Origin of the sequence: Spiroplasma endosymbiont of 'Nebria riversi' (assembly GCF_018831625.1) — a bacterium.
In the GTDB taxonomy this organism is placed as follows: domain Bacteria; phylum Bacillota_I; class Bacilli_A; order Mycoplasmatales; family Nriv7; genus Nriv7.
Genome location: NZ_CP065193.1, coordinates 33649 through 50980, shown reverse-complemented (window position 1 = coordinate 50980; position 17332 = coordinate 33649). Strand labels below are relative to the sequence as shown.

Genomic DNA, 17332 nt, shown 5'->3' with positions numbered 1-17332 from the left:
CTTATTTAATCTCAACAATAAGAATTGTTAAATTATCAGTTGAAACATTATCCAATGCTAAATAAACTAGACTCTTAGCTTTTTGTGACAACTTATTATTACTCTGTAAAATATCAATTATTTCATAATTTTCTAAATAATCATGCAATCCATCAGTAGTTAGCATAAAAGTTATGCCTTTAATATTACTAACTAAGAAAGTATCAATTTGCAATTTCTTATCTGGTCCTAAAGCACTAGTTAGTGCTTTCCAAAATGTTTTTTCAATATTAGCATTAGTTTTATTATTATGTAACATATTAAGAACATTATGGTCAGTTGTTAATTGCCGAAAATTCTCTTGATAATACTCATAAATCCGCGAATCACCAATATTTAATAAATAAGCTTTGTTATTGGTTATTAATATTAAAGAAACAGTAGTTCCCATATCAGTTAACTGCGGATATTCTTTAACATAATTAATCATTGATTCTTGCACAAACATTGTTGCCTGCCGAAGTCAGTTATTAACTTCATAATCACCAAAATTACTAAAGTCAGTTTTAACAAATAAGCTAACATATAAATTAACAGCCATTCAACTAGCAGTTTCACCGCCATTATGTCCCCCTAAACCATCACAAACAATACCAAAATATTGGCCATATTCATTTTTTACAAATTGAACTGCATCTTGATTATTAGCACGAAACTGACCAATATCGCTATTAAAATGGAAGCTAACTTTCATATCAAGTCACCCGTTACTTTCCTAATAATATAATTATATCGTAAATTAGTAAGGAAAAATCTAAGGAAGGATTTTTCCTTAGATTTTTAATTTTTATTAGCATTAATTTCATTCATAATAATAGTTTTAATTTCTGAAACAGTTTGTTGTAAATTATCATTAACAATAACATATTTATATTTACTAGTAATATTCATTTCCCCTTTAGCTTTTAATAATCGCTTCTGAACAATATCTTCTGGCTCACTTCGACGTGCAATAATTCTTCTAGTTAATTCTTCAAAACTAGGAGGTAAAACAAAAAACGATATCGCATCTGGTCTTTTTGCTAATACTTGTAACGCTCCTTGAACCTCAATTTCCAAAACAACATTTTTACCTTGTGATAATAATTTATCAACATATTTTTCTGGTGTCCCATAATAATTATCAACAAATTTAGCATATTCTAATAACTCATTATTAGCAATTTTCTCTTGAAAAACATTTTCATTAACAAAAAAATAATCCTTTTCATTTAATTCATTACTTCTTGGTTTTCTTGTTGTCATTGAAATAGAATAAACTAAATTTAAATTCTGGTCTTTAAATAATTCTTCTCTAATTGTTCCTTTACCAACCCCGCTAGGTCCAGAAAGAATAATTAATAATCCCATTTTTTTATCCATTTTAACATATTACTTCCGTTCCATAGTGTAGCGATAAAAATATAAGAATGTTATACCATATTTCTTCATTGTTAATAATTCTAAATGCTCATAATTAATATCTAATGCCACATTAGATTCAAAGATAATAATACCATAGTTATTAACAATATTTTGTGTCAATAAATACTTTATTGTTTCATAATAATAACTAATTTCTTTATACGGTGGATTAATAAAAACTAAATCAATTTTAATATTTTTATTAACTAAAAACTTTAAACATACCAAATATGATAAGTTAGTAATCATATAATTATGATCGGCAACTTTTAAATTAACAATATTTTTTTTTAAATATTCTAATGCCTGCGAATCATAATCATTAAAATAACAATAACTAATGTTTCTTGATAATGCTTCAAGACCAATACTACCACTACCGGCAAAAAGATCTAATGCCACTTTATTTTCATAATAAAAATAATTATTTAAAACATTAAAAAGATTCTCTCTAACTCTACTTAAAATTGGTCTTGTTGTTGTACTTTGTTGACTAATAAGATTTTTTTTATAATACTTTCCTGCAATAATTTTCATTTTCTCACCTATAAATAATATATTAATTATACTAAAAACTTATGCTATAATCTATAAAAATAAGCAAAATAAGGAGTAAATTATGTACCAAGACAACAATCCTAGTAATGAATGATTAGTTAAAGATAATAACATTAAATTACGCGAAAAATGTCAACCTGTATTATTTCCAATATCAAAAAACGATGAATTAATAATGCAAAAACTAATTGATTTTGTTATTACTTCCCAAAATGAAATATTAAACGCATCACTAAAACTAATTCCTGCTGTGGGATTAGCGGCCCCCCAAATTGGTTGTAATAATCAAATGTATTACATTCATATTGAACAAATTGATAAAAATAATAAAAAAACTATCATTCAACATGCCTTAATTAATTCTAAAATTACAGCTCATAGTGAACAAATTATTGCTTTAAAAAGTGGCGAAGGTTGTTTAAGCGTTGATAATTACCATGAAGGGTTTGTTCCGCGTTATTTTAAAATTATTGTTACTGGTTATGATTATTTAAAGAAAAAAAATATTACGATTACTGCTCGTGGCTATGAAGCAATTGTTCTTCAACACGAACAAAAACATTTAGAAGGTATTTTATACTATGACCTAATTGATAAAAATGAACCTTGAAAAAATAATGACAATTGGTTATACTTATAAGCGAAGTACTAAATATTTCAACTGAGAAATAAATAAACTAAAATTGCCTAAATTTAAAGGCAACCACAAATAGAATGTTTACAAAAAAATTTTGCAAAAATGATTTTTTAAAATTTTAAGTAAACCTTTCATTTAATAATGAGTGAGGTGTAAAAATTCATGACAACAAATCAAAAAAATAAAACAAATACCAAAATTGAAATCTTCAATGAAAATCAAACATCTAACAAAAATAATGAAATTATTATTGATGATATTAGAAATACTAAAGTATTTGCCCTTGGCGGCTTAGAAGAAGTTGGTAAAAATACTTATTGTATTGAACATGATGATGAAATCATTATCATTGACGCTGGTGTTAAATTTCCCGAAGGAATATTATTAGGAATTGATGCGATTATTCCTGACTATACATATTTAAAAGAAAATGCTAAAAAAGTAAAAGTAATATTTATTACTCACGGCCATGAGGACCATATTGGTGGTATTCCTTATCTTTTAAAAGAAATTGATATTCCTTTTATTTATGCACCAAGACTAGCAGCTGCCTTAATTCGTGAACGATTAAAAGAGTTTAATATTGGTCAAAAAACCAAAATTATTGAAATTGATGGTAGCAATGAAGATCAAAATAAAATGAAAGGTCTGCTAAAAAACTTTCAACTGAAATATTTTGCTGTTAATCATTCAATTCCTGATGCTTTCGGCATTGCTATTAATACTCCTAATGGTAAAGTCGTTACCACTGGTGATTATAAATTTGATTGAACACCATTAGGTCATAAAGCAGATTTAGAAGAAATGACAAAAATGGGGCAAACGGGTGTTACCTTATTTTTATCAGACTCAACTAATTCTGAAATTGAAGGTTATACAATGACCGAAACAAAAATTATTAAAAATATTAGTGATTACTTTTTAAAAGCTAAAGGACGAATCTTAATTTCTACTTTTGCTTCTAATGTCCACCGGATTCAACAAATTATTGAAGTAGCACAAAAATATAATCGTAAAATTTTAATTTTTGGTCGCAGTTTAGAACGAATTATTAAAATTATTCGTGAAATGGGGCATTTAAAGATTTCTGACAAACAATTTATTAAACCTCACGAAACTGATCAATATCATAAAGATGAAATTTTAATTATTTGTACAGGTTCCCAAGGAGAACCAATGGCAGCACTTTCACGGATTTCAACTGGAACTCATAAAGCAATTTCTATTATTCCTGGTGATACCGTTATCTTTTCTTCTAGTCCTATCCCCGGAAATCAAGCTAATGTTGAAATGGTTGTTAATCGCTTATCACGGTTAGGGGCTAATGTCTTAGAAAATTCCTCATTTAATTCTTTACATACATCAGGACACGCTTCACAAGAAGAACAAAAACTAATGCTAACCTTAATTAAACCAACATACTTTATGCCAATGCACGGTGATTATCGTATGTTAAAAGCGCACGGACAAACTGCAGAAAGCGTTGGGGTTGCTAAAGAAAATATCTTTATTTGTGCCAATGGTGACCAAATTAATCTTTACAAAGGTAAAGCTATTCTTGGAAAAAGAATTGAAGCTAGTGCAATTTATGTTGACGGTAAAGATACTTCTGGTTTAACAACAAGAATAACTCGTGATCGCCAAATTCTTGCTAATGATGGTTTAATTGCTGTTGTTGTTTCCATTAATAGTCAGACTAATGAATTACTATGTAATCCAACAATTATCTCTCGTGGCTCATTTTATGTTAAAGATTCCAGTGGTCTTATTGCTGAATCAATTAACATTGTAACAAAGGCAATCAAAAAGGTATTAGCTAGTAAACACCCTACTTTTGGAGCAATCAAAAAAGAAATTAAAGAAACCCTAAGTCCTTATATTTCAAAAATAAAACGAAGAAACCCTTTAATAATTCCTGTAATTTTAAACAAAATATAAAAAAATTTACTTAAGGTTTACTTAAGTAAATTTTTTTATATTATATTATTATTGTCTGTACATTAAATTGCTAAACCATATCAAAAATCAGCATTTTTGATAATATTTAAAGTAAAAAAACCAACTTCTAATTGAGCAGAAACACTACTTAACCCCGAATATCCTCGATAAGCACCTATTGCTTGCTTGGCATTCCAAGTAACAAGTATTTTAGTTTTATCAGTCAAAGATATAAAGATAGAACCCTCAAAGCCCCTTTCTTGCAATAATTTTTTATTATGCTCTTCAATTGTATCTTGAAAAATCTTATACATTTTTTTGCCTATATTAAAAACCTTAATCTCATCAGCACCATTAGTTAAGCTCATATATTTTTTTCATACAGGTAAAGGAACTATCAGATATACAGAATCGCGATTATTACCTCGAAATTTACTCTTTTCAGAAAAAACTTTTGAAAAATAATACCTCAGAACCTCACTAATATTCAATAATTGTGTCGCAAATGCTCCTTTAGAAACTGTAATTCTATTATCTTTTAATTCAATTCTCTGCAATGGTAATTCAAAATAAGTAGAATTTCAAAAAGTAAAATCAAAACTTCCCAAGAAAATTTCTTTATTATCCGGTGCGCTAACAAAATCAGAATTATATTTCTGAAATTCTTTATCTTTAGTAATAAAATCACTTATTTTAGTATTTATTCCTACACCATCAGAAATTTTCAAAAATTCCAAATATTCCTTAGAATTTGTTGTTGAATTTAAAGAATTTATTAATAGATTTCTTTTTAAACCCGTATTAGAAATACTTAATTTTTCTTCATTATTACTATTAATTTGGTTTAAGATTTGCTTTTTTATATTTGTTTCACTTAAAGCTTGAAATTTCAACTTTTCTAAGTCAAAGGTAACATTCGCTTTGATATGTTCTCGTACTAACGCCGTTAACTCAGAAATCTTATTCGCAAAAGCAGTTTTATCCTGTGTTAAATAAATATCAAGATAAATATTATGGGTGGTTTGACCTTGCTTTAAAACCAAATCAAGTTCAATTGATAATTGTAGTTTATAAACATAATAATTATTACTATCATCAGATTGACTATTTAAATTATCTGATTGCCTATTTTTTAAATCGCCAAGAACTCTAATCATTTGGTCAAAAGATACTTTTGTTACTATAAATCTAGACTTATCTCTAGTAAAACTTGTCGGATTACTTATATTTGCAAAATAAATCATCTTGTCTCTAAGTTTCCTGTTAATAGAACCAATTAAATCATTTTGCAATATTCGCAAAATCTGTTCACTAATTTTCTCGTTATTTTCCAAATGCACAGCGGAATTTCCATCTTGTGCTTGACTAACTAATGGAGTCATAGTACTTCTAATTTGGGAATCATTTAACCCTAAACTATTAGCAGTATAAATTTTTTCTCGATGTTTATCCAATATTTCTTCATTAATTAAATTTTTGGCCTGAACAATGGGATCTACTATAACTTTTTCTTCAGAACTTTCAGATGTATCATCATTATTTTTACTACAAGTAACTACACTTAAAACAGGAATAGCAGTTGACAACATTGTTATCAAATATTTTAAGATATTTCTCATCTTACCACCTTTCTACTCTTTTATTAATTTATAATATTCTCTAATTCTATATATTATATTCTTAATTATATTTTATTTTCATTTTATTTCAATATTTATCATATTAGAAATTAATTCCTTCACAAAAAAGTACCTTCTTTTTTTAATAAGGGACTTTCTTTAAAATGTAAATATAAACAATGAATCACTACCCGCAATTATAGTTTTTATAAGAGTAATTTTTCTAATGTGTTCATATTCTTGATCATTTTTTGGATAGGTTACAATAAGTTGGACCATATTTATGTGGAATTTCAAATAAAATAAAATTATTAAGAAAGTAGGAAGATAAAAATGGGGAAAAACTCATATTCAAATGAATTTAAAAAACAAATTGTCATGCTTTATCAAAACGGAAAAAGCATTGTTGAAATTATTAAAGAATACGGAATTTCAAAATCAGCCGTATATCAGTGAATTGAAAATTTTAATAATTTTGGATCATTTAAAGTGCAAGATAATCGCACTGTCGAAGAAAATGAATTAATTTACTTGCGAAAAGAAAACCAACAATTACGAATGGAAAATGACATTTTAAAGCAAGCAGCACTGATAATTGGCAAAAAATAGGAATTATTAACAATAATAAAGAAAAATATTCCGTGCTAAAAATGTGTCAAATATTAAAAATAGCAACGTCACAATATTATTATCAAACCAATAATTGTTTTAAGTATGATGTTAATAATTATGAAGAAGAAGTTATCAGTACATTTAATAAAAGTCGTAAAATTTATGGTGTTCGTAAAATTAAAGCTTTTTTAATGAGAAAAGATATGATCTTATCACGTCAAAAAATCAGATTCCTTATGATAAAAAATAATTTGGTTTCTAAAATACACCGAATTAAAATATCATAATCATAAAACAATGGTTAATAATGACCAAATTAGTAATGTTTTAAATCGTCAATTTAATAACAAAAAACCTAATGAAGTTGTTGTTAGTGATTTAACATATGTGCAAGTTGGAGGAAAATGACATTATATTTGTTTATTAATTGACTTGTTTAATCGAGAAATAATTGGCTATAGTGCCGGACCAAACAAAACCGCTGAACTAGTTCAACAAGCTTTTCATAAAATAACACGACCATTAAATAAAATAACTTTATTTCATACTGATCGAGGTAATGAGTTTAAAAATAAAATCATTGATGAAATTTTAATAACCTTTAATATTTAAAAGATCATTGAGTGCGAAGGGTCGTCCTTATGACAATGCTGTGGTTGAAACAACTTACAAAACTTTTAAAACGGAATTTATCAAGGGTAAAAAATTTGAAAATTTAACACAATTAAAATGCGAATTATTTGATTTTGTTAATTGATACAATAATCGTAGAATACATGGCAGTTTAAATTATTTAACGCCTGTTGAATTTAGAAAATGACAGTCTACATAAAAAGTGTCGAAAAAAGGGTTGCCATACCATAATTCAGAAAGAAAACAAAAATATTTATGTAAAAATTGCCGTGCAAGTTTTGACGCTTTTCGTAATCATTTTATTTATTGAAGTCATTTAAATTATGAACAATGAAATTTATTGATTCAAATTTCATTGCTGGGGCAATCTAGTAAAACAATTTCTCGTTTTATTAAAACTACATTAAAAACTGCTTGATATAATCGTCAAAAATTAATGAAATCAAAACAATTAGAAAGTACCCAATTAAAATTTAAAAAATTATCTGGTAAAATACAAATCGATGAAACATTTATTAAAGAAATTTATAAAGGAAATTTCAGTACGCATAAAGTTTCTAATGTTGTAATAAACGAAAAACAAAAATATAAATCATCTAATTTAGAACAAGCTCTTGATAGTGTTTGTCAATATTCTAGCTCAACATTTATAAATAATAGTAGTATAGAGCAAACTCAAAATACAATTTCTTGTTCTAGACAACTAACAGAAACAAATACATTTCAAAAAATGAATGGATTTTATAAATCAGAAACAAAATCAAATACTGACAATTGAAGTGCAAATGTAAATGCTAAAGTTACAGCAAAAGCCAGTGGTTTGGCCGGTATACCATTTGTTGCAGAAGGAAAAGTTGAAGTTGCAATTGAAGTTGGTGCCGGATATACATGAGGGGGAGTAAAAACTTATACTGTGGCAGATACTTCAAATTCTTCTGACACAGAAATTAAAACAACGACAAATACTGTAACAATAAATGTTCCATTTCAACCAGTAAAGGTGCCAACGCATAGTAAAATTTCAATTTCTGTTATTTCTTGAAAAAATAATATAGAACTTATTTTAAATTATTATTAAAAAGTTGAAGGTATGGTTAGCGCAAATTTTATTGATAAAAATAACGATGAAAAAGTAGTTAATATTTCAATTAAAGACGCTATGCGTAGTTTACTAGAAAATGATATTTTACCTTCAAAAATTGAAATAAATAATGATAATAGTATAAATTTTTCTTATGATATTAAAAGTGTAAAACAAATAATTATGCATCAAACTGAAATTGGAAATTCTATTCCTTTAAGTTCATAAGAACAAAACCAAAAATTTAAAGATAACACAACAAGTATAATAGTAGAAAAATTATAAACAAAATATGAAAAAAATATTAAGTCTTTTGGGGACAATCAATCACTTTAATTGGAACAAGCACAACCAATTTAATTACTTGTAAAAAATAACAATTCAAAATATAGACAAATTATTTTATTAAAAGTTTTTGTAATGTTTGAAATGGGGTTTTAGTGTTTAAAGATGAATGAGAGCGTTTAAAATTATAAAAGTAATAATATTCATTTAAATAATGTTGGAGTTCGTTCTGATTTAATTTTTTATCCTAAGCATAAAATAATTTGGTATAATGTTGGTGGAATCGTTCAATCTTCCCATTGGATTGAGGCGAACGGATTGGTGTGGTTTCATGGACAATTCTGTTCCTTGAAAGAAAGGTTGTAAAAGGTCTTTCTTTTACTTTGTATGCTTTCTTGTTACTTCAATTAGTAGTAGTAAATTCTGGAGCATTATCAGTGCGAAGGCGTTTAATTGTTATGACAAGTTCACTAAAATCTTTTATTGCTCTTTGCACAGCATTAATAGCATTGTTAGTCCCTAAACTATCATAAACATAGCCAAATACTATGCGTGTTATTTCGCCAATGAAATCATAAATATAATATTTTTTATCAACCGGAAAATTTGATGTGGTAATGATTTTAGTATCCATTTGTAAAAGACCGATATCGGATACTTCATAACGCTTAAAATAGCGTTTTGTTTGTTTGATTTGCTGTTTTAATTCTTTTCAACGAGGGTCAGATTTAATTCAACGATAAAAAGTCTTGATATTTTTAGGAACTTCTTAATTTTTAACATCATGAAAACCGATTTTTAAATTGTTAAATAAAGACCACATTCCACCGGCTTTGATATTTTTGTAATCAAAATATAAATCACATACTTTTTTGCGAGAATTTAAACCATATTGATAATTAAGATTTTGTGGTTTTTTAGTTTTAAACAATAACAAATCTAAATTATCATAATAATAAGCCGTCATAATTTTTTGTGCTCAACGATAAAAGGTTTTCGTTGCATTCTTAAAATATTTTTTAATAAGTTTTGTTAAAGTAATTTCTTCAATATAGAAATAAGTACATAAATTTAAATAGGCGGTAATGCGTTTTTTAGTTTTATAGTAATAAGGATTACGACAATTAGCACTTAATCAACTTTGTGCTTTTGCTTTTAAATCTGCTAAATCGACTTGAGAAATAATATATTTCATTTTTAAACTCCTTAAATTAAGAAAATTGCATTACAAAAAATACGATTTTCAAAAATATTTATTAAATTACTAATTTTTTTTATTAGGTATTTCGGCAGAAAATGAGGTAATTATATAACCAGCACGCCTATCATGTCTTTCCAAAGATGAAGCTTTTAAAATTGTAATTTTTACATTAACAATTTTATCAATATAATATTTATCGTATTCACCATTAACATTGACAATTTTAGTCATATTTTTTTTATAAAAATTAAAAAAATAACCAGACATACTACCGCCTTCAGGAATTGTAATAGCAGAAACATCTTGAGGCAGATCATCTAATTTATCATCAGTATTTCAAACAAAACCAAGAGCCGGCCATTTAAAAACATAACTATTTTGAATACTAGCAAACTTTAAATCATATTTATTTAAAATATTACTATTTTTACTACATCCCGAAATAAACATTATACATACTAAATTTAAAGCTGATAAAAATTTTCACATAAATAAAAATCCTCCTTTCAAAGGAATTATATTTTATATAAAAATATTGGAAACATTTAAGAAAACTTTTTTAATATCATTAGCAAAATTGCTAAAGGCACTACAAATTCAAATAACATCTGAAATGCCGGAAGGACGCATAAAGTTTTGTTAGGCGGGAAAAGATTTGAATAAGTATTAAGGCAGTCAGCAATGATTGTCTTTTTATTTTATAAGGTGTTAAAAATTTGTTCTTTGAAAATGAAATACAAGTGAATTAATAATGTTGGTATGTATTAAAGCACGATAAATTGTGGGTGGTCGCCATAACCAAAAGAAGTTTACCAGTTAATAGACAATACCCTATTAGCTATAGCAATTTGTTTCGTTTTGCAATAAAAAAATGAATGGGTGGATTTCCTAAAAATATACACGCTATTAAATTAGTTCCAAGGGCAGGTATGCGGATGTTAAAGTGTAGAAATTTCTATATATAGGGGTGCGCTAAATTTAAAATTATTAAAATCTTTATCTAATAATAATAAAAAAATAAAATTTACTAACAAAGCTTGTTAAACACTTAAATCTGCGATATATAAGTGTTTAAAAAACTAAGTTAACTAAAAATTAGTTAATATAACTTAGTTTATTCATAAGAAAGGTAATTTATTATGAAAAACATTGAAAACATTTTCTTAAATACTAAGAAATATCTTTTAAAAGAAACACAAAACGCAATGTTTATTAAAGCACCAAAAATTCCGTGATTTAATGAACAAATCGGCATTTGGTTTCCAAAACGATTTGTTTATAAAGGAAAATATGAAAATTCTATTTGCATCGGAATAATAAAAGATAGTAAATATCAAATAATTTCAATTAATCAAAAAGAAAATGAAACCAAATTAATTAAGGGACAAGAATTATTAAGCTTCTTCATTGCCGAAAAAGAAAACAACAAAAAAGATATAAATTATAACTATTTTAAAGGAGTTTAAAGATGAATATTGCGATTGGATTAATATTTATTATTATCAGCATCATGCTATTGGCATATTTTGCTTATAAAATTTATGCCAAAATAAAAATTAGAATTAAATATAAAAATGCCATTAAAAATAATACTGGTAATTTCACGAAAGACGAAAAAGTATTTATTGCCCGCTTTGAGGAATGAGTTAAAGCTCCTAATTCAAAAGAAAATAACGCGGATAAAAAATAATGTTTTGAAAAATTATCATGGAATTCTTAGAATTGTTTATTCCGATAGAGAAAATGCCTGCACAAGTTGCTTTTATTGCCGGATTAATTATTATCATCACGTTTCTTTTCGCATTAATTTCAATTATGTATTTACCAATAAAAATAATTTTTGGTAGATAAAAAATGACAGTAAATTTAAAAGAATTTAATTGAGAACAAATTAAACAAAATTTCTGAGATTTATTTATTCAAATTACAACTATTCCGGCTCACATTACTGGTGATAAAGAAATTGATTTAACTCAAGAAACGCTTTGACTTTTAATAGCAAACATTGCTTTTTGATTCTTAACAGCGATTATGGTGTGATTTATTCTAATGCTACTTGGGAAAACCATATCAGTATTTAGATAGGGGAAAAATTAATGTCAAGAAGTTACGTTGTGATGCATTCCCAAAGAAATTCAAAATTAATTAGGAAAAAATATAATCGTGTTAAGGTTAATCGTGGTTTTAACAAATTTAAGAAAAACTTTGAATATAAATGATTAATGTTTTAAAGAGAAGGAGGCGAGATTATATGTTTGGAACTTTCTTAGTGGGAGAAGCACCAGCAACAGTAGAAAAAATAACAGCTAGTGGTGCGATGACTAAATTATGAAATGCAATTATAACGGCTTTTACTAAAATGTGAGAAATTATTGCTGTTAATATGCCGCAAGTCGGTAACTTCTTTGCTGACTACTGAATCTTCATTTTTCCATTTATTTTAGCAATATTATTTATTTGCTTTAAAATGTTTGAAAAATTACTTGGAGCGGTACGCTAACAAAAAAATAAAGTGAGGTGCAAGATGAAATTTTGCAAATGAATAATAGAAAAAAATAACCATTTTATTGAATTGAATCGCACCTCATTTTTAATTTTATGACATTGCGGAGCAATTTGATATATTTACAACGGTTATTTTAAAAACATTGTAAGCTATTTATTTTTAGCAGGTTGTATTTTAATTTTCCTTTTTAAAATCAGTAATTTAACACAAATTAACAAAGTTATTAATTTTTTAAAAAATTCACCATTAAACATCGTTATTGGTTCATTAGGAACTGGAAAAACCGCCTTTCTGGTATACGCATCAAAATTACTAAAAAAGAAAAAATATCATATCGCATCAACATTTCCATTACTAGAAACCCAAAAATTAAGTTTAGGTCATATGGGAGTCTATTAGACTTTTATTATCCGGTATTGCCAGAAAAAACCTTACTTTTATGATATGAAACCAATTTATTTTTAGAAGGAACTGATTGAGAAAAAAATAATACCAAAAACGAGGAAACCGGTATCCAAGAATATTTCTCTCTGGCACGCCATTTTGGTCATATTATTCTCGCTAGCGGGCAAAGAGATAAACATATATGAGTTAAAGTTCGTGATATTGCTAATAATGTGATTGTGGGGATTCGCAAAAAACCAGTTAATATTTTTCGCCCTTACTTAAAAGTCATCTATGGTACCTTTACGAGCATTGAATAATATGAACGCTGACGAAACACTTTAATTGACGCTAAAAATAGTAAAAAGGGTCGTCGCATTAAATACCGTGATATTCCTGAACTTGATATTTATTTTTTTAAACTAAAAATTCCTCTACCAATATTAAACACTTACAATTCTTTTTACCTAGCATTTTTAAGAGATTACTTAAATTCAAAAGTAAATCCTGACTATGAAGACAAATACTATACTGACACCGCAATTGATTTAGAAGACTTGGAATACTTAAAAATGGATAAATTTAGCAAATTTTTAAGAAAAATGAAAGAAAAGGAACAATAAAAAATGGAAAATCTCGCAAAAATGGCCGACTTTCTGGCTCAAATGCTTTATAAGGTTTTTGATTTAATTTGAAGTCTTGAGGTGCCAGGAACGAATATTCAATTAATATTTCCTTTATTCTTAACGCTTGCTGCAGAATTTCTTATGGCAATTATTCTTGGATTTGGTAGTCAACAAGTTAATTTAGAAAAACAACGCCAATATGCCTTTAAAAATAAGGGTCGTTTAAGTGTATGAGGAAAAGCTAAAAAACAAATAAAACCAATAAAAACAAAACAAGGTAACTAAAAATGTTTAAATTAATTATTATTTTTATCTTAATAACTGTTCTTGGATTATTAGCTGGTAGTCATTTTGAAACTTTAACAAACTATATTAGCGAAGGGCTTGCCAATTTCCAAAAGTTTATTACTAGCAATTTAACAATTTTAGAACTTTTTAAACCAATGGCCCGAACATTTTCACAACACCCAATTTTTAACATTCTTGGTTTAACTTGTGTACTTATTGCTTTATTTATTGTGATTAAAGGTAGGTAAAAAATGGAAAAACGAACTAAAAACCAAGAATTAGAAATAGAAAATGACAAATTAAAAACTGCTAATGTCATATTAGAAAATAGTGTTAATAATCTTAAATACATAATAATGGAAAAAAATAAAGAAATTTTAAAACTAGAAAAGTGAAATATTATTCATGTTAATCAAATATCAGAATTAATAATTAAAAATGAAAAATTAAAAATTTTTAAACACGAAAGGAAAATTAAAATGAAAAAACTTTTAGGAAAATTATTCAAAAAAGATAATTCAAAAGAAAAAACACCATTAAGATTAAAAATTAAAAATTCTTTTAAAAAGCAGTGGTTAAAATTATCATTAAGTATCATTTTCATCTTTATAAGCTTATTAATTTGTGCATTAACAGCAATCGATACTAAATGAATAACTGGAACAAGTAACGAATTTAATAATTTTATGAATAAACAGATGGTTGATTTCTTCGGCAAGTTCAATAGCGATATTATGCTGGCAGGAATATTTGTTTTTTGATGAGGCGGAGCAATATATTTTGCAATTAAATTTGAAAAATTAGTCCGCTTTATTATTCAGAAAATTAAAGCAAAAAGAGCCTTAAAAAATGAAATCAAAAAAACTCATTAATTCTTTAAAAAAATATTGATGGAAAATTTTACCTTACATTTTTATGATTACTATTTTTTTCATCCCATTTTTAAAATTGGAAATTAATGATTTGAAATTATTATATGAAAAATTTTAAGCATTAATTTCACTTATGATACTAGGATATTTAGATATATGCATTACAATAGCGGTAGTTATAAGCTGTAGCATTGAGTGACTTATTAAAAAAATCAAAACTAAAAGAACAACGAAAAATAAAATATTTTAAAAAGGAGTGGTAAAAATGTTTATGAAAATATTTACCGTGTTAATTATTGGTTTCAATAACATTTTTACCATTCCCCAAAACATTAACAATGACAAAACAACAGTCCAATCACTAATTATAAATAAAAGACAAAACAATAAAGTTTATGATTTTGAAATCAGAAACTTAGAAAAAATAAGATTTTTAACGGGAAGGCAAGACCATGACCTTTTAAAAGTTGAGATAACAACAGAAGATAATATAAAAGCAAATATAGATAAACAATTATCAAATTTAAAAAATGTAAAAATTTTTAGTTTAGAGTTTAATGCAGAGCTTGTAAATAACAGAATTAAACAAAAAGACTTTCAAAAAATAACAAATACTTATGGAACAAAAATAGATACTTCGGGTTTAAATTTTTATACCTGAATGATTAAAATACCCAATAAAACAATAAGAATTAAAGCACAAGGAACAGAATTACTAACTTTTGAACATGGTAATACTAACAATTATAGATTAAATAAAACAAATAATTTTGAAATTGAAATTGAAAAAGATAGTACCGACATTAACTTACCAGCAACAACCACTAATTTTGACGGTAACCATAAATACGACGATGTTATTGATAATCTTGACTATTTAATGATTCACAGTGGTGATTTTGACAAATTTAATTACTCGTATCTCTATTGAACACCAATATTTAATTTCATTGATACTTTAGAAAAAGGTTATTACAAAGAATTTACGATTAAAAATTATGGTTTTAAAAATGAGAGTTATTTTTATCATAAGACTTCAACTATTTTACCAAATTCAGAAATAATCAACCCTACAAATGCAACCAAAATTGAAGTTATAAAAAAAATTAAAAAAAGACTTAATGAAACAATTAACAATCTTGCTGGCGTAAATAATGCAATTGAAGGCATCGACTATAATACAGAAATTAAAGATAATGACAACAATTACTTAGATGATAGGGCTACTTTTAATTTAACAACAGACAATGTCGCCGACAGAACATTTGCCGTTAAATTTATTGCAATTGAAACAAATACACAATTGCAAGGAACAAATACGATTAAAATGGTCATTCCGAAACAAGAGGATACCAAGGATAATGTCCTTAAAATTAAAGAATTTAACAAAACTCTAATTGCTGGAAATAATTATTTACAATTATTACATGGTGAAAGTGAAATCTGAAAATATGATACTGCAGCAAATAGTAACGATTATTACCTAATTAAGTACCTTTTTGGTACCTTAAATTATCTTAATGTTAAATTTAGTTTTTTAAGATACGACCCTAAATTAAAAAACAACATTTACCTTTATTTTAAAAACAACATTCCTAGTATTAACAACAGCGATTACAAAAATGTTTTTGACGAAATCTATGAAATCCTTGGTAACTTCTTTGCCAGTTTATTTTATGCTACTTTTGATATGGATGAAAAAACTCATACCGAAATCGATTTTAAAGGCGTAGATAACCATAAAAAGAACCACTTTATTCAAATTGGTTTCTTTTACCGCTCGTTAATTACCTTTTATCCAAAAAAATATTTAATCAATGTTACTGGTAATTCAGAATTACTACTAAGAAGTTATTTTTTTACTTTTGACAAAAAAACGCACCAAGATAATTATAATGCCATTAAAAACAACAATAGCATTTATCAAATTGATTTTAATGTTCTTAAATCTTATGACAATAAACTGATTAAATTGTCAGCCAGCAACACTGATAATAATATTAATTATCTTAACACCGACATTGATATTCGTTATGGTATTAATATTTTTACCTTAACTTTTCCGCTTTATCACAAAGATAATACTTCTAAATATAATTTTAAAATTTATGACTTTAATGTGCTTAATTCAACGGCATTTATTCCTGATGGTTCCACCAATTCAGAATGGGATGACCTAATTCCGCCACCAAATTGCAAATATTCCGGACGATGAATACCAACATTTAATGATATTGGTTGTGCCATTCAAAATGCTGGTATTAAAATGCTAAACTGAATGCTGACGGCATCACAAATCATTACAATTTTACGCCAGTTAGCAATTATTGCGAAAGCAACAGTTAACTTTTCAACCGCCATTTTTCCAGTTTTTAAAACGGTACCAGCTTTTTACTATACCTTTCAATTTTTAATTGGTTTTGCCGTTTTTCTAATGAAATTAAGGATTTTTGTGTAATATATATATATATATAATTGAAAAAATAAAGTAATAAAGGAGTTAAAATAATGAAAATTTTAAATATAATAGCTCTTTCGACATTAACAATATTACCAATAGTTGGATGCTCTGAAAAATAAAACAAATCAGTAGAACAAAAAAAATAAAAATAACGAAAACAAAATTTATGATTTTGAAATCAGAAATCT

General features: G+C 26.3%; 22 protein-coding genes and 1 pseudogene. 16 read left to right on the top strand and 7 right to left on the bottom strand.

The annotated features are described in order from the left end of the window. Position 1: 1 nt before the first annotated feature. The 3 genes from I5Q57_RS00510 to rsmD form a co-directional block, all read right to left on the bottom strand. Positions 2 to 733, bottom strand: a complete 732-nt coding sequence (locus tag I5Q57_RS00510) for a protein phosphatase 2C domain-containing protein (RefSeq protein ID WP_215826309.1) — start codon at positions 731 to 733, stop codon at positions 2 to 4. Between the two features lie 86 nt (positions 734 to 819). Beyond that, the gene (gene gmk, locus I5Q57_RS00505; RefSeq protein WP_215826308.1) at positions 820 to 1401 is read right to left on the bottom strand and encodes a guanylate kinase; all 582 of its coding nucleotides are present in this window, start codon (positions 1399 to 1401) and stop codon (positions 820 to 822) included. A gap of 9 nt (positions 1402 to 1410) precedes the next feature. Beyond that, positions 1411 to 1980, bottom strand: a complete 570-nt coding sequence (rsmD, locus tag I5Q57_RS00500) for a 16S rRNA (guanine(966)-N(2))-methyltransferase RsmD (RefSeq protein WP_215826307.1) — start codon at positions 1978 to 1980, stop codon at positions 1411 to 1413. Positions 1981 to 2062: 82 nt separating this feature from the next. Between rsmD and def the strand changes: the two genes are divergently transcribed. Next, positions 2063 to 2641 carry a peptide deformylase gene (gene def, locus I5Q57_RS00495; RefSeq protein ID WP_215826306.1) on the top strand — a complete coding sequence of 193 codons (579 nt, stop codon included), beginning with the start codon at positions 2063 to 2065 and terminating at the stop codon, positions 2639 to 2641. A gap of 159 nt (positions 2642 to 2800) precedes the next feature. Beyond that, positions 2801 to 4576, top strand: a complete 1776-nt coding sequence (locus I5Q57_RS00490; protein WP_215826305.1) for a ribonuclease J — start codon at positions 2801 to 2803, stop codon at positions 4574 to 4576. A 62-nt stretch (positions 4577 to 4638) separates the two neighbouring features. On the opposite strand, the gene I5Q57_RS00485 is transcribed toward I5Q57_RS00490, so the two are convergent. Further along, positions 4639 to 6195, bottom strand: a complete 1557-nt coding sequence (locus I5Q57_RS00485) for a hypothetical protein (protein WP_215826304.1) — start codon at positions 6193 to 6195, stop codon at positions 4639 to 4641. Between the two features lie 333 nt (positions 6196 to 6528). Here I5Q57_RS00485 and I5Q57_RS00480 point away from each other — a divergent pair. From I5Q57_RS00480 to I5Q57_RS00470, 3 genes and pseudogenes are all read left to right on the top strand, one after another. After that, positions 6529 to 7639: pseudogene (locus I5Q57_RS00480) on the top strand (IS3 family transposase). A 3-nt stretch (positions 7640 to 7642) separates the two neighbouring features. Further along, positions 7643 to 8518 (top strand): ETX/MTX2 family pore-forming toxin, encoded by an 876-nt coding sequence (locus I5Q57_RS00475; RefSeq protein WP_215826303.1) that lies wholly within the window; start codon positions 7643 to 7645, stop codon positions 8516 to 8518. 12 nt (positions 8519 to 8530) lie between these two features. Further along, positions 8531 to 8749 (top strand): hypothetical protein, encoded by a 219-nt coding sequence (locus I5Q57_RS00470; protein WP_215826302.1) that lies wholly within the window; start codon positions 8531 to 8533, stop codon positions 8747 to 8749. A gap of 304 nt (positions 8750 to 9053) precedes the next feature. Here the strand turns inward: I5Q57_RS00470 and I5Q57_RS00465 are convergent, their stop codons facing one another. From I5Q57_RS00465 to I5Q57_RS00455, 3 genes are all read right to left on the bottom strand, one after another. Further along, a complete protein-coding gene (locus I5Q57_RS00465) occupies positions 9054 to 9440 on the bottom strand; it encodes a DDE-type integrase/transposase/recombinase (protein ID WP_215826301.1) in 387 nt (128 codons plus the stop codon). A 135-nt stretch (positions 9441 to 9575) separates the two neighbouring features. Beyond that, on the bottom strand, positions 9576 to 10001 hold the full coding sequence (locus I5Q57_RS00460) for a hypothetical protein (protein WP_215826300.1): 426 nt from the start codon (positions 9999 to 10001) through the stop codon (positions 9576 to 9578). 69 nt (positions 10002 to 10070) lie between these two features. Further along, positions 10071 to 10496, bottom strand: a complete 426-nt coding sequence (locus I5Q57_RS00455; protein WP_215826299.1) for a hypothetical protein — start codon at positions 10494 to 10496, stop codon at positions 10071 to 10073. A 650-nt stretch (positions 10497 to 11146) separates the two neighbouring features. Between I5Q57_RS00455 and I5Q57_RS00450 the strand changes: the two genes are divergently transcribed. The 11 genes from I5Q57_RS00450 to I5Q57_RS00405 all read left to right on the top strand — a co-directional run bounded on the left by I5Q57_RS00450 (position 11147) and on the right by I5Q57_RS00405 (position 17141). Continuing rightward, positions 11147 to 11473, top strand: coding sequence for a hypothetical protein (locus I5Q57_RS00450; RefSeq protein ID WP_215826298.1), 327 nt, complete (start codon positions 11147 to 11149; stop codon positions 11471 to 11473). A 2-nt stretch (positions 11474 to 11475) separates the two neighbouring features. Continuing rightward, complete coding sequence (locus I5Q57_RS00445) at positions 11476 to 11697, top strand: hypothetical protein (protein WP_215825907.1); 222 nt, start codon at positions 11476 to 11478, stop codon at positions 11695 to 11697. 164 nt (positions 11698 to 11861) lie between these two features. Then, entirely contained in the window at positions 11862 to 12092 is a 231-nt protein-coding gene (locus I5Q57_RS00440; protein ID WP_215826297.1) for a hypothetical protein, read from the top strand. Between the two features lie 11 nt (positions 12093 to 12103). Then, positions 12104 to 12238 carry a hypothetical protein gene (locus I5Q57_RS09550; protein ID WP_256444894.1) on the top strand — a complete coding sequence of 45 codons (135 nt, stop codon included), beginning with the start codon at positions 12104 to 12106 and terminating at the stop codon, positions 12236 to 12238. A gap of 20 nt (positions 12239 to 12258) precedes the next feature. Next, positions 12259 to 12507 (top strand): hypothetical protein, encoded by a 249-nt coding sequence (locus I5Q57_RS00435; protein WP_215826296.1) that lies wholly within the window; start codon positions 12259 to 12261, stop codon positions 12505 to 12507. A 24-nt stretch (positions 12508 to 12531) separates the two neighbouring features. Then, the gene (locus I5Q57_RS00430) at positions 12532 to 12912 is read left to right on the top strand and encodes a hypothetical protein (protein ID WP_215826295.1); all 381 of its coding nucleotides are present in this window, start codon (positions 12532 to 12534) and stop codon (positions 12910 to 12912) included. 17 nt (positions 12913 to 12929) lie between these two features. After that, positions 12930 to 13217 carry a hypothetical protein gene (locus I5Q57_RS00425; RefSeq protein WP_215826294.1) on the top strand — a complete coding sequence of 96 codons (288 nt, stop codon included), beginning with the start codon at positions 12930 to 12932 and terminating at the stop codon, positions 13215 to 13217. Between the two features lie 306 nt (positions 13218 to 13523). Next, positions 13524 to 13808 carry a hypothetical protein gene (locus tag I5Q57_RS00420; RefSeq protein WP_215826293.1) on the top strand — a complete coding sequence of 95 codons (285 nt, stop codon included), beginning with the start codon at positions 13524 to 13526 and terminating at the stop codon, positions 13806 to 13808. A gap of 2 nt (positions 13809 to 13810) precedes the next feature. Continuing rightward, positions 13811 to 14059 (top strand): hypothetical protein, encoded by a 249-nt coding sequence (locus I5Q57_RS00415; protein WP_215826292.1) that lies wholly within the window; start codon positions 13811 to 13813, stop codon positions 14057 to 14059. Positions 14060 to 14062: 3 nt separating this feature from the next. Then, complete coding sequence (locus I5Q57_RS00410) at positions 14063 to 14683, top strand: hypothetical protein (RefSeq protein ID WP_215826291.1); 621 nt, start codon at positions 14063 to 14065, stop codon at positions 14681 to 14683. Between the two features lie 265 nt (positions 14684 to 14948). After that, positions 14949 to 17141 (top strand): hypothetical protein, encoded by a 2193-nt coding sequence (locus I5Q57_RS00405; RefSeq protein ID WP_215826290.1) that lies wholly within the window; start codon positions 14949 to 14951, stop codon positions 17139 to 17141. Positions 17142 to 17332: the final 191 nt, after the last annotated feature.